The 13,001-nt window shown below is 64.8% G+C and carries 11 protein-coding genes; 3 read left to right on the top strand and 8 right to left on the bottom strand.

Annotation, left to right across the window (positions count from 1 at the left end):
• The first annotated feature begins 9 nt into the window (after nucleotides 1-9).
• On the top strand, nucleotides 10-204 hold the full coding sequence (locus PL79_RS36305; RefSeq protein WP_044844559.1) for a hypothetical protein: 195 nt from the start codon (nucleotides 10-12) through the stop codon (nucleotides 202-204).
• A 115-nt stretch (nucleotides 205-319) separates the two neighbouring features.
• On the opposite strand, the gene PL79_RS32340 is transcribed toward PL79_RS36305, so the two are convergent.
• From PL79_RS32340 to mdlC, 5 genes are all read right to left on the bottom strand, one after another.
• Nucleotides 320-1,492: an alpha-hydroxy-acid oxidizing protein gene (locus tag PL79_RS32340; RefSeq protein ID WP_044844560.1), complete on the bottom strand. Its 1,173-nt coding sequence runs from the start codon at nucleotides 1,490-1,492 to the stop codon at nucleotides 320-322.
• Nucleotides 1,493-1,585: 93 nt separating this feature from the next.
• Nucleotides 1,586-2,932 (bottom strand): MFS transporter, encoded by a 1,347-nt coding sequence (locus PL79_RS32335; protein WP_044844561.1) that lies wholly within the window; start codon nucleotides 2,930-2,932, stop codon nucleotides 1,586-1,588.
• The gene (locus PL79_RS36965) at nucleotides 2,929-3,054 is read right to left on the bottom strand and encodes a hypothetical protein (RefSeq protein WP_268906943.1); all 126 of its coding nucleotides are present in this window, start codon (nucleotides 3,052-3,054) and stop codon (nucleotides 2,929-2,931) included. The genes PL79_RS32335 and PL79_RS36965 overlap by 4 nt, the downstream gene beginning before the upstream one ends.
• Nucleotides 3,055-3,195: 141 nt before the next feature.
• Nucleotides 3,196-4,647: an aldehyde dehydrogenase gene (locus PL79_RS32330; RefSeq protein ID WP_044844562.1), complete on the bottom strand. Its 1,452-nt coding sequence runs from the start codon at nucleotides 4,645-4,647 to the stop codon at nucleotides 3,196-3,198.
• Between the two features lie 55 nt (nucleotides 4,648-4,702).
• Nucleotides 4,703-6,292 (bottom strand): benzoylformate decarboxylase, encoded by a 1,590-nt coding sequence (gene mdlC / locus PL79_RS32325; RefSeq protein WP_044844563.1) that lies wholly within the window; start codon nucleotides 6,290-6,292, stop codon nucleotides 4,703-4,705.
• A gap of 489 nt (nucleotides 6,293-6,781) precedes the next feature.
• Between mdlC and PL79_RS32320 the strand changes: the two genes are divergently transcribed.
• Nucleotides 6,782-6,940, top strand: coding sequence for an ankyrin repeat domain-containing protein (locus PL79_RS32320; protein WP_442861576.1), 159 nt, complete (start codon nucleotides 6,782-6,784; stop codon nucleotides 6,938-6,940).
• A gap of 153 nt (nucleotides 6,941-7,093) precedes the next feature.
• On the opposite strand, the gene PL79_RS32315 is transcribed toward PL79_RS32320, so the two are convergent.
• The 3 genes from PL79_RS32315 to PL79_RS32305 all read right to left on the bottom strand — a co-directional run bounded on the left by PL79_RS32315 (nucleotide 7,094) and on the right by PL79_RS32305 (nucleotide 12,141).
• Complete coding sequence (locus PL79_RS32315) at nucleotides 7,094-9,010, bottom strand: serine hydrolase domain-containing protein (protein ID WP_044844564.1); 1,917 nt, start codon at nucleotides 9,008-9,010, stop codon at nucleotides 7,094-7,096.
• Nucleotides 9,011-9,019: 9 nt separating this feature from the next.
• Nucleotides 9,020-9,901, bottom strand: a complete 882-nt coding sequence (locus PL79_RS32310; protein ID WP_044844565.1) for a sterol desaturase family protein — start codon at nucleotides 9,899-9,901, stop codon at nucleotides 9,020-9,022.
• A gap of 470 nt (nucleotides 9,902-10,371) precedes the next feature.
• Nucleotides 10,372-12,141, bottom strand: coding sequence for a hybrid sensor histidine kinase/response regulator (locus tag PL79_RS32305; RefSeq protein ID WP_044844566.1), 1,770 nt, complete (start codon nucleotides 12,139-12,141; stop codon nucleotides 10,372-10,374).
• Nucleotides 12,142-12,280: 139 nt separating this feature from the next.
• Here PL79_RS32305 and PL79_RS32300 point away from each other — a divergent pair, with 139 nt between their 5' ends.
• Nucleotides 12,281-12,940: a response regulator gene (locus PL79_RS32300; protein ID WP_044844567.1), complete on the top strand. Its 660-nt coding sequence runs from the start codon at nucleotides 12,281-12,283 to the stop codon at nucleotides 12,938-12,940.
• Nucleotides 12,941-13,001: the final 61 nt, after the last annotated feature.

Raw genomic sequence — 13,001 nt, 5'->3', positions numbered from 1 at the left:
CGCGACGCCATGCCGCTCGAGCGCTTCCGCGACCTCGACGACGCGACCGCGCAGCCACGCGTGCGCGTCCTGCCGAGCCTTTACCTGCAGCAGACGCGCGGCGCGAGCGCGCTGCGTGCCGGCTTCGAGCTGTTTCCGCTGAGATGGAAGCCGACGGAAACCTTCGAGACGGGCATCCTGAAGACACTCGACCGGTACCTGTAGACGTTCGGACAGCATTCGGCGTCGGCCGCGGGCAGGGTCAGGCGTGGCCGCGCGGCGACGTCGCGTGCCGGCGTCGCCGCAATGCAGAAACTTAATACGGATTCCGATTGATTTATCAAGGCAACGACAAACCATCAATTGCTATTGTCGTTCGCTTCGAAATGTAGCTGCGATCGAGCTCCCCGACCGAGCGGCAACCGATGAGGGCGAGCGTCCGGTCTGTTTCCCGTTTGATCATCTCGATGACGTCGCTCACGCCGATTTCCCCTCTGGCTGCCAACCCGTATAACGTGGCGCGCCCGAGCATCACGGCATGTGCCCCCAAGGCGATCGCCTTGACGACGTCAGCTCCTGTCCGTATCCCACTGTCGAGAATGACAGTCGTTCCCGAGGTGCGCTCGACAATATCCGGCAGCACATCGGCTGTCGCGGGCAGGTCGGCGAGCTGCCGGCCGCCGTGGTTCGAAACGATCACGCCGTCCGCGCCGAGCTCGACGCACCGTGCGGCATCGTCGGCCGTCACGATGCCCTTGACCAGGAGTTTGCCAGGCCATTCGTCCCGCAAACGGCGCAGGTCGTCCCAACTGAAGCTCGCATCCATCTGTCTGCGAAGAATCGCTGCCTGGGAAGCCGTGTCCGATGCATCGTCCGTAGCGAAATTTCTCAACTCCGGCATGCCGTGCATCAGATAGGACCAAAGCCAACGCGGGTGCGACAGTCCATCGACGGCCGCGCGCGCACTTGCCTTGAACGGCATGGCAAAGCCGTTGCGAAGATCGCGTTGGCGAAAACCGTTGACCGCTACATCGGTGGTGAGGATCAAGGTCGAATAGCGAGCCGCGCGGGCACGATTGACCAGGCTCTTCGCGAGGTTGCGATGAACCACATACAGTTGAAACCACAGTTCTCCGTCGGCTCCTTTTGCCACCTCTTCGATGGACATGTTGGAAGCCGTCGATAGCGCAAAGGGAATACCGGCCTTGGCCGCCGCACGCGCAAGGGCGAGGTCGCCCTTGGGCCAGAATGCGCTATTCAGGCCCGTGGGTGCGATCACCAGCGGTGATGGAATCCGCTGGCCTAAAAGTTCCACCGACTGCTCTCGTATGCTGACATCCGACAGCCGGCGCGGCAACAACTGCAATTTATCGAACGCCGAACGGTTGTGCCTCAGTCCCGATTCATCGTCCGCCGCGCCTTCCAGATAGTCGAACACCATTCGTGGCAGCCGCCGTCTGGCTTCGTCACGATAGTCGCTGACGGAGAAAATGCCGGGAAATCCTGTTGTCATGATTGACGTACTGACAGAGTAGATCGTGATGCGAAGAACACGAGGCGCGCTGGAGTCCGGGTTCGCGCGCCTCTGTCAAGCTGGAGCCTGAGGTCAGCCGCGATTGACGGGCGGAACATGACGACGCACGATCATCAGGCAGATAAAGACCATCGACATCGCCCCACCAAGCATGCCCAGGTACGCGGACGCTCCCCCCTGCGTGATCACGAATGCCCCGGCGAACGCGCTGAGGATCGCTCCGAGCCGCCCGAATGCAAGCGCGGATGCGGTCCCGGTCGCGCGTATCTCGGTCGGGTAGACGTAGGCGCAAAGGGCATACATCGTCGACTGAACCGCATTCACGAAGAGGCCGTGCAAACCAATTCCGAACACGAGCAACGTCGTGTGGGCAGAGACGTCGATACCGCGCAGGAAAAGCGCGCTCGCGGATGCCATCAGGCAGCACAAGAGCAAAGGCCAGCGTGACCCGAACCGGCCGATTGCCACTGCGCAGCCCAGTGCGCCGATGACGCCCCCCAGGTTGTAGGCGGTCAGGCCCGAACCTGCCACCGAAGGGCTGAGCCCCTCGCCTGCAAGCATCGTCGGCAGCCAGCTGAATGCGCTGTAGACCGCGATCAGGTTCATGAAGAAAGCGATCCAGATTGCAATCGTGTCACGGCCTTGATCGTCCGCGAACAGAGCACGAAAGCCCGGACGCTGTACCGCTTTCTGTTCCTTCTGATCGGCGAACACGGCGTCCGGCTGAATCGAGCGGGACATGCGGGTCAGCAGGTGACGCAGTTCGTTCCAGCGTTCGTCATGGCGGACAAGATAACGGGGCGATTCCGGCATGGCGAGATACAGCAGGAACGCCAGTGCCACGGGAAGCGTGCCGCCGATGAGAAAGAGCCCACGCCAGCCATAGTGAGGAAGCACGACGCTCGCGAACAGTCCGGCAAGCATGCCCCCCAGCGGTACGCACACGATGGTTGCGGTGACTGCGAGCGTCCGCCGGCGAGCCGGCGTAAATTCCGCCGTCATGGTCGTCGCGCTTGGCAGCGCACCACCGATACCCAGTCCCGCGAAGAAGCGCAGGATTGCAATGGTCATGACGTCCGGCGATAGCGCAATCGAACTCGTCGCCAGGCCAAATACCAGCACGCTTCCAATAATGGCCCAGCGCCGACCGAACCTGTCCGCGAAAAGGCCGGCGAACGCGCTACCGATACCCATGCCTACGAGGCCGGCAGCAACGGCGGGCGCAAATGCGTTGCGCGTAATGCCCCATTCCTTGATCAAGCTGGGAATCGCGAACCCGATGAGTTGCCCATCGAAGCCATCCATCACGATCGCGAACGCGGCGAGAAAGACGACCATTCGCTGAAACGCCGAGAACGGTCCGTCATCAAGGGTGCGGCCTATGTCGACGATCGGCAGACCGGGATTACGATCGTTCATTCCGCACCCCCGACCAGAGCAGTGAAGCCTGAATCGCCGGCCTGGGTAATTCGTTTTCCGACGTGATGGCCCGACTCGAACCGGGTGCGATCGAGCGACCACTCAAAATTGACAATAGGCATTGCAGTCTCCTTAAGCCGATCGCTCGTTGTTCCACGAGCGAAGGCTACTCACCGGTACAGGGCTGTTGTTTTGTTCGCGCCCACGATCCAGCGGCCCGTCTCGTCCGTCGCGAACAAGACGCGCCCCGACCGTGGCAACCATCAGAACGGATAGTGACGAGGCGTCGTTTGCACGGTGATCCAGCGCAAATCGGTAAATTCCGCGATTCCCGCCTTGCCGCCGAAGTGCCCGAAACCACTGGACTTCATCCCGCCAAACGGCATTTGCGCCTCGTCGTGAACCGTCGGCCCATTGACGTGGCAAAGCCCGGACTCGATACGCTTCGCTACCGTCAACGCACGCGCGACGTCACGGCTGAAGACTGCCGCCGACAGACCATATTCGTTGTCGTTCGCGCATGCGATGGCCGCTTCGTCTCCCTCGACGCGGACGATCGCCTTGACCGGCCCGAACGACTCCTCCCGGTAGATATGCATGTCGGCCGTGACGTGATCGAGCAGCGTGGCCGGCATGAGCGTGGTCTCGGATTTTCCTCCGCAGACCAACGTCGCACCTTTCGCCAGCGCGTCGTCGATCAGGTCGTTGCACTTCCTGACGGTCGCCATGTCTACAACGGAGCCGAGTACGGCCGGGCCCTTTCTCGGATCGCCAAGCGGCAGGCTCTTCGCCTTTTCGGCCAGGCGCGCGACGAATTCGTCGGCGATGTTCGCGTCGACGACGATGCGTTCGGTGGACATGCAGATCTGACCGGAATTTGCGAACGCCCCGAATGCCGCGCCCTGAACCGCAGCGTCGATATCGGCATCGTGAAGAACAAGAAACGGAGCCTTTCCGCCGAGCTCAAGTACCGAGGGCTTCAGATACTTCGCGCACTGGGTGGCGATGATGCGGCCGACGCGGGTCGAGCCCGTGAAGTTCACCCGTCTGACCGCGGGCTCGGCAATGAGCGCTTCGACAATGGCGCCGGCATTCGCCGGCGCATTCGTGACGAAGTTCACGACGCCGCGCGGCAGCCCGGCGTCCTGCAACGCCTCGATGATGAGGCCGTGGGTCGCGGGGCAAATTTCCGAACCCTTGAGCACGACGGTATTGCCGCAAGCCAGCGGCAGCGCGATGGCACGCACGCCGAGGATGACGGGCGCGTTCCACGGTGCAATCCCGAGCACGACGCCGGCGGCCTGCCGAACCCCGAGCGCGAGATTGCCGGGCACGTCCGACGGAATCACTTCGCCCGAAATCTGCGTGGTCATCGCAGCAGCTTCGCGCAACCCGTCGGCCGCGAGCTTGACGTTGAAATCGGCCCACAGGCGGGACGCGCCCGTTTCGGTTGCCATTGCCAGCGCGAAAGCGTCGCGCTTTTCTTCGAGCGCATCTGCGGCTCGATTCAGCAATGCGCGTCGCTCGCCGGGCCCCATCGCCGACCAAGCGGGAAACGCGGCGGCGGCAGCGTGCACCGCGGCCTGTGCATCGGCGACGGTCGCGGCGGGTGCGGTCGATGCAACCGTGCCATCGAGCGGATTACGGCGCTCGAATGTCGCCCCATCGCGCGCCATCGTGCGCTCGCCGTTGATCAACATCGATACCTGATTCATTGCCGTCTCCTGGAATATGTTTGAAAAGCCAGCCTGTCGAACCACCGACTCGCGGTCAGGCCACGACAATTTCTACAAGGCGCGTTTTGCCCGAAGACAATGCGTCTTCCAGCGCGGACTTCAGCGACGGCGCGTCGCTCACTCGCACCCCTTCGCAACCCATGCTGTTGGCCAGAGAAACGAAATCCAGCCCCGCGAGGTCGGTGCCCTGTACCGGATCCGACGCGGAGAAGCCAAAGACGGGCGCAAATTCCTGCAAGGCGGCGTAGCGGGCGTTATTCAGGATGACAAAGGTGATCGGGAGATCGAGTTGGACCGCGCTATAGATCGCCTGGGGCGAATACATCGTCGAGCCGTCACCGATGAGGCCGATCACGCGGCGGCCGGGTTTGCCCAACGCCACGCCCACCGCGGCGGGCATGCCGTAGCCCAGACCGCCGCTTGCCATCGTGTAAAACGTCTGACTGCGCGTGAACGGCAGATAACGCTGCATGACGGGCCGCGAACTTGGCGCCTCCTCGACCACGATATCCGCTGCGTCGCGCACCTCGGAGAGCGTCTGCAACGCATACGCGACCGACATGACCGCCGTGGGCTCGGCTCGCTCGACGACCTCGCGAGGCGCCGGCAGCGGCCGGCCGCGCGGCGCCGGACGGGCGAGCAGGTCCGCCAGCCCCAGGCGAACGTTCGCCACCACCGACGTGCCGACCGGGGTCCACGCCGCGGTAGCCGGATCGTCGATCAACTGGTACAACGCCGCGCCATCAGGCACATGTGGCCCACTGCCTTCGACGTGATACGCAAAAGCCGGCGCCCCGACGACGAAGATCAGGTCATGCCCATCCAGTATCCGAACGATTTTTTCGCGCATCGCCGGAAGGAATCCGGCGAAAAGTCGGTGATCTTCAGGGAAGCTGCAGCGTGACGACATCGGCGCGACATAAACCCGCGCATTGTGGCGCTCGGCGAGCTGGATGGCCTCGCTCCAGGCGTCGGCGCGATCGAGTTCCGCGCCGACGACGATGGCCGGCCGTTTGCAGTTGTCCAGCGCGTCACCGATCTCCGCGATCGATGCCGGATCGGGGCGGAACCGGGTGCTGACCCGTGTCGCCTCGACGAGGTCGGCCGGCTGATCCCAGTCGTCGACCGGAATGGAAACGAACACCGGGCCACGCGGCTCCTGCATCGCCACGTGATAAGCACGGGCGAGCGCAAGCGGAACATCCGCGGCACGAGCCGGTTCGATGCTCCACTTCACATAGGGCCGCGGCAACTCGGTTGCTTGCGATGCCGACAGAAACGGATCGAACGGCAGAATTGAACGGGCCTGCTGGCCGGCAGTAATGATCAGCGGCGTCCGGTTCCTGAAAGCCGTGAATATGTTGCCCATCGCGTTGCCGACACCGGCCGCCGAATGCAGATTGACCAGAGCGGCATTGCCGGTGGCCTGGGCATATCCATCCGCCATACCGACGACGACGGCTTCCTGCAATCCCAGCACGTACCGGAAGTCCTCCGGGAAGTCGCGGAACATGGGCAGCTCGGTCGAGCCGGGATTGGCAAACACCGACGTCATTCCGAGGCGCCGCATCAAGTCCACGACGGCATCGCGAACGGTCGGCTGCCCACTTGTGTTTCGTTGCATCTCGAGTCCTCTGCGGTTCGCCACTCAGGCTGGCGGTGATTGGATGAGCCGCAGTATGGGATTCGATGCATTGTTTGAAAATTGCCAAAATTGCTCAAAGTCATTACGTTCAGGCATGGGTCCATCGGGCTGCCGGATGCGTCCATTCCGCCCGGAAGCCTTGCGGGTCAAGGCCGTACGCCGTCATCGCCGGCTCTGCGGCAGCCGCGGTGAGCGGCCATGGCAATCCCGTTCAGGGAAGACACCTAGTACCGGACAACTCGGGATCTTGTTCGATTCCTTTAGCCCCTTTCAACCGCCGAGCGGCCGTCGCGGCTGAAACAAGCGGCAGCATGACGCTGATCGACTCGGCCATGACAACTGCGCCGGCGCACGCTCGCGTGTCCCGCGCCGGCTTCACCCGGGCGGGCCGCCTACGCGTCGGTCCAGGCGCCGGTGCCCTGCCGATACTGGATCACGCCGCGGTTGAACCGCACCTGCAGGTTGCCGTTGCTCGTCGCCCGTGGCGCGAACCCGGATCACGTCGATGCGCTCGGCCGCACTGCACTGCAGAACGCCATCCTGCAAGGCAACGACGCCGCGGTTGCGGCACTCGAAAAGGTGGGCGCGACGCCGAATGCCGATGTGACGTTGCGAGCGAGGCCGTGACCGCTCGAGCTTGCCCTCGAGGTTGACTGCCTGTCGATCGTCATGCGGCACAAGGTCACGAAGGCACACGTTCCGGCCTTAACACCGGAGCCGGCTTGCCGGCGCGTCGGTCATGCCGCCGATCGTCGCGCCTCGCGCCCTTCCCGCCGGCCCTCACGCGCGCTGGCACAGCCATCCGGAAGCCGCCATCGTCTCGACATTGCTCACGTTCGTCATGCTGATTTCGAACAGATCGCGGCCGGGCATCACCGGTATCTGCACCGTCATCCCGCAGCGGTCGTCGGCCAGCGGCTTCAACAACTGGTAGTTGAAGTGGGCGCCGCCGCTGGTGCTGTAGGCGAACAGGACATAGCCCGGCAACGCGTCGAGGCTGCCGAGCGACACCCGCAGCTTGCCGCCCGAGAACACCGACTGCGCCGATTCGTTGATCACGTTCCACGACGTGTTCACACGTGCCTGCCAGGCGGCGCCGAGCGCCGGCAATGCCTGCAATTGCTGTGCATACGGCGTGACGCGGAACACATAGCCCGAGCCGTCGACGACACGCTTGGTCAGATACCGATTGCTCACCGCGTTGCCCGCGTCGTCCGTGCCGGGCAGGATATCGAACCGGTACGACACGGTATCGCCGTCGCTCCACCACCAGCCGTCGCTGCGATACACGTACGGCGCGCTGCTCGGGCCGGCGTCCATCCACGCCGTGCCGTTCCATTGCGTCAACGCCAGGCTGCCGTCCGCGTTCACGACGACCTGCATCGGCGCCGATTCGTTGCCGTAGACGCCGCCGACGGCGGAAACGTCCGGCGACGCGGCCGCCGGCGGTGCAGCGACATTCACCTTCGCGGGCGCACCGGCGATGCTGCCGTCTTCCTGCAACGCCTGCAGCAGGATCGCGGGCGCGATGCCGGCCGCGTCATAGCCGGTGCTGCCGGTGATCATCAGCGCCATTTGCGCCGCCGGCAGCACGTAGAAATGGCTTGAAAAGAACTGCGTGCCGCCGCTCTTGTACGCGCCGGCGGCGCCGGCCACGCGCAGGACCGGATCGTCGACGTCGTCCCAGCCGAGACCATAGGCATACGAGTAACCGAGCCGGGTCGACTTGATCTGCCACCGGTCGGTCTGGTCCGTCAGCATGTCGGCAATTCCGGCCGCCGACGCGATGCGCCGCCCCTGGAACACGCCGTTGCCGATGAACAGTTGCGCGAGGTTCATCATGTCGAGCGGCGTCGTCGACAGGCCGCCGGTGGCGTACGGATTCGCGAATTCCTGCCCGTACTGGATGCCGTTCGCGTACGCCAGCGCGAACTGGCCGCTCGTCGGCACGCTGGTCAGGAAGCCGGAATTCGTCATGTTCAGCGGCGCGAGGATCTCGCGCTGAACGAAATCGGCGAAGCTCAGCCCGGTGACTGCCGCGACCACCAGTTCGAAGATCGTGAAACCGTCGTTGCAGTACACCGCGAACTGGCCCGGCGGATGATTCAGGTGTTCGTTGGCTAGCACCTTTTGCGCGGTCGCCGCATAGCCCGGAATCGGCGCATACGAGAACATGTCGTCGACGTTCTGGCCGGGCAGCCCGGACGAATGCGACAGCAGATGACGCGACGTGATCTGCGCATACTGCGGCGACAGCATGGTGAACGACGGCACGTACCGGACGATCGGCGCGTCGAGGTCGATCAGCCCGCGATCCTGCAGGATCACGCCGGCCAGCGCCGCGATCACTTTGGATACCGAACCGATGTTGTAGCGCGTCGTCGGCGTGGCGGCGACCGCCGGGTCGATCGACGCATTCCCGAACGCCTGCGCCCACACGACCTGATTGCCCTTGAGCAACGCGACCGAGATGCCCGCGAGGTTCCGCGGATGGGCATCGAGCGCGGCCTGGATCGTTTGCCGCCCCGCCGCGATGGTCGCGTCGTAGGTCGACCGCTGAATCGTGTCCGCGCCGCCGCACCCGGGCAGCATCGCGGACAACAACCCCGCGCCCGCGTATTCGAGGAATTGCCGGCGGCCGGCGCGGGATGGCGCCGCATCGTGGCGCCGGTCGTGTGGATCGCGTGTGTGAGCCATATCGCCTTCTCAGGAAACCTGCTGTGCGGCACGCCGCGCATCGCGCGTCGTCAGGGAACTGCCGTCGGGACTCCAGCCGGGCGGCCGGATCAGATACTGGATCGCGGTGTGCAGGCTGTCCGCCTTCGCGAGGTCGCGCGCGATATTGCGCCACTCGTAGAACGCGATCCTGAACGGATTGTCGGTGCCGATGCTCGACGTCAGCCCGTAGTGCGGCGTGAATCGCTCGGGCGTGTACGAGCGGAACAGCCGATCCCAGATCATCGTGGTGCCGGCATAGTTGGTATCGAGATAGTCGAAATCGCTGCCGTGATGGACGCGATGCTGCGACGGCGTGTTCAGCAGCGCCTCGAACCAGCGCGGCATCTTGCCGATCGCTTCGGTGTGGATCCAGAACTGGTAGATCAGGCTCACCGACTGCATGAACAGGATCATCTTCGGATGGAACCCGACCCACGGCATCCACGCCCAGAACAGGAACGATCCGGTGATCGTGCCCGTCCACGTCTGGCGCAGCGATACCGACAGGTTGTATTGTTCCGACGAATGGTGGACCGAATGCGACGCCCAGAACCAGCGCACCTCGTGACTCAGGCGGTGGAACCAGTAGTAGCTGAAATCGTCGGCGAAGAAGCACATCACCCACGCCCACCAGACGTTTGTCGGGATCGTGAAGAGCCGGTGCGCGTACACCCAGCTCAGCACCGCGAGCACCAGCCCGCCGGTCAGCGCGCTGGCGACGAATGCGCCGGCCGCGAGCGCGAGGTTCGCCAGCGTGTCGCGGGTCCGGTACAGCGACCGGCCGAGCACCGCCGCGAGTGCGATTTCCACGGCGATCAGCACCGCGAAGGCCGGGAACGCGGCCACCATGATATTGGGCAGATTGTCCATCACCGTTGCGCTCCAGGCAGGCGGGCGGCGAGGCCGCGCCATGACCGTTCAAGGATTCGACCGCGAGAGGCCGGTCGGCTCATGCGCAAGGCGAGCGCGATTCAGGGTGCAGGCACGGCACCCTGTCGCGTTGCTTTCAGAAAGGACGACGCCTGGAACAGGGTCGGCCGCACTGCGACCGATCCTGTTCCGCGGCATCAGGCCGTGCCGGCGCCGTGCCGATTCGATCGGACGTGCGGCCCGAACCGTGGGTTGGTCTCCCCGGCTGTCCTGCCTTCTTCGCTACCCCGCGCGACTGTTCTTTTACGATTGCCAGCAGGTGCGAAGGTACTGCACCCGTTTCGTTTGGGAAATACCGCAGATGCAGTAGTGCCGTCGCCGCTGCACCGGCCGCGCCGGCCGCCGTCGCGAACGCGTCGCATTCGCGTGCGGGTGCCGAGCGGGCGCGGTGCGATGAAATCGCAGCGCCGTCACGCCGACGCGTCGATCAAGGTCTGCATTTCCTGCGGGTCGAGCGGCTTGTGCATCACGCTGAAGCCGCTCGACGAAGCGGCATGGATGCCCTCGGGCGACGTATCGCCGGTAATGATGATGGCCGGAATCTCGCGTTCGATGACGCGGAACACCCGGTGGACGACATCGGCGCCGGTCACGTGCCCCGCCAGCCTGAAGTCCGTCACGATCATGTCCAGTTCGGCGCTCCGCGGCGCGGCAAGCTCGATCGCACGCTCCAGCGATGGCGCGGCGATCACGGTATGCCCCCAGGTCTGAAGCAGCGTCTGCATGCCGGCCAGCACGTCGCGATCGTCGTCGACGACGAGGATGGTCTTGCGCGCCTGCCTGCGCCCGGGGTCCGCACGCTCGCCCGGCGGGTGCGCGCCGGTGGCGCGCGACGGGGCATGGTCGGCCATGGCCAGCCGCACCGAGAACAGCGAGCCGCGGCCCGCGGTCGAACGCACCTGCACGCTCGCATTGATCAGCGCCGCCGTGCGCTGCACGATGGCGAGCCCGAGGCCCAGCCCCTGCTCGCGGTCCCGCGCCGCGTTGCCGATCTGGTAGAACTCCCGAAAGATGTGCGGCAGTTGATCGCCCGCGATGCCGATGCCGGTATCGAAGACCTGGATCTCGACGTCGGTGCCGCGACGCCGGCAGGCCAGCAGGATGCCGCCGCGCTGCGTATAGCGCACGGCATTCGACAGCAGGTTCGACAGGATCGTGTGCAGCAGCACCGCATCGGTTTCCAGCCAGATCGCGGTCGGCCGGATCCTGAGCGTCAACCCCTTGGCCAGCGCGGCCTGACGAAACTGGCTGTCCAGCGCGTCGAGCGCCTGCTGCAGCGCGAAGCGGCGCGGCTCGACATCGATCACGCCCGCGTCGAGCCGGGATATGTCCAGCAACACGTTCAGCAATTGCGACATGCCTTTCAACGCGGTGCGGAGCCGTTCGGCGATGTCGTCGAGCGCGGTTCCGTCGACACTCGGCGCGCGCGCCATCGCCCGCAGCGTCGCGATGTAGAGGCCGAGCGCATGCGTCGGCTGACGCAGGTCGTGGCTGGCGGCGGCCAGGAATTGCGATTTGCTTCGATTGGCGAGTTCGGCGCGCTCCTTCTCCTGCGTCAGTTGCCGGATCAGGTCGACGTTCTCGAAGCGCAGCGACACGGCATCGCGCACGGTACGCTGCAGCGTCCGGCTGAAGGCGAGATTGACCGCGAGCAGGAACAGCGACAGGAAGCCCAGCACCGAAAACAGCGCGCTGCCGTACGCGAACGAGCGGATCGCGAACGGCAGCACCGTCGGCAACGCATAAGCCACGTAGGTCGGCCACCACGACGAGAGCGACGCCACCGAGCCGCCGGTCATGCCGGCCAGCACGATGCAGATCAGCGCGGTCACGATCGTGTTGTCCGGCGAAAAGAACAGCACGCCCATGGCGCCCCACAGGCAGCCGGACACGCCCGCGAACACCATGTATTTCCGCGCGCGGCGCGTGGCCGTCCCGGCAGGATGTTCGCCCGCGCGGCGATCCCGCCAGACCATGACGGTACGGATTGCGGTCAGCACGCAGATCGCCGCGGCCCACGCGAGCAGCGCATGCCGCGACACCTCGTGCCACAACAGAAAGGTGGTCAGGCTGACGACGGCGATGTTGCCGAACAGGATCGGCGGAGACTGTCGGTACAGCGTATTGACCAGTTCCAGCTGCACGTCGGCACGGTATTCTTGCGCTATCCTGTTTGCCATTTCAAAATCGCGTAGCGGATCCGGCGTTGAACGGAGCGGGCGTCGATCTCGCCCGCCGCATGACACGTCGCAACGGGGTTGCATCGTATTGTCGCAAAGGAACGAGCTTCCGGGTGCCCCGGGAGAAGGCGAAAGAAAAATGAAAAAAATCGTGCTTGCCGAAGATCACGCCATCATTCGCGACGGGCTGAAGTTGCTGCTGAAGACGCGAGCGAACTGGACCGTCGTGGGGGAGACCGGCGACGGCCGGATGGTCGGTCGGCTGGTGTGCGATACGCAGGCCGATTTGCTGTTGCTCGATCTCGACCTACCCGGCTTCCCCGGCATCGAACTGGCGAAGCAAGTCAAGGCGCAATCGCCGCAGACCAGGATCCTGGTCGTCACGGGCAATCAGAACCCGGCCACGGTCCGGGCGGCCATGGCGATCGGCGTCGACGGCTACATGCTCAAGCACGAAGACGGCGACGAGCTGCTGCGTGCCGTCGCGCTGGTGCTGTCGGGCATCCGCTACGTCAGCGACTCGCTCGCCCATGTCCTCGAGCACACCGGCGCCGCCGCCGTGCCGCCGGTGACGGCCCGGGAGAAGGAAATCCTCGTGCTGATCGCCAACGGACACTCGAGCAAGGACATCGCCATCAGGCTGAATCTCAGCGTGCTCACGGTACGCAAGCATCGACAGAACCTGATGTCGAAACTGGCGCTGCACAACGTCGCCGAAGTGATCGCGTATGCGCTGCGCGACGGCCTGACCGTGCTGCCGCGGTCCGACGATGTCGGCGCGGAGGCAATGCTGCGCTGACGCACGGGCCGGCGACGACGACGCATGCATGCGCGTCATGGCGCGCCCGCCCGTCGCTCGT

The organism is Burkholderia sp. USMB20 (genome assembly GCF_000949135.2).
In the GTDB taxonomy this organism is placed as follows: domain Bacteria; phylum Pseudomonadota; class Gammaproteobacteria; order Burkholderiales; family Burkholderiaceae; genus Burkholderia.
The sequence above is the reverse complement of the archived record's forward strand: the minus strand, read 5'-3'. Positions and strand labels throughout refer to the sequence as shown.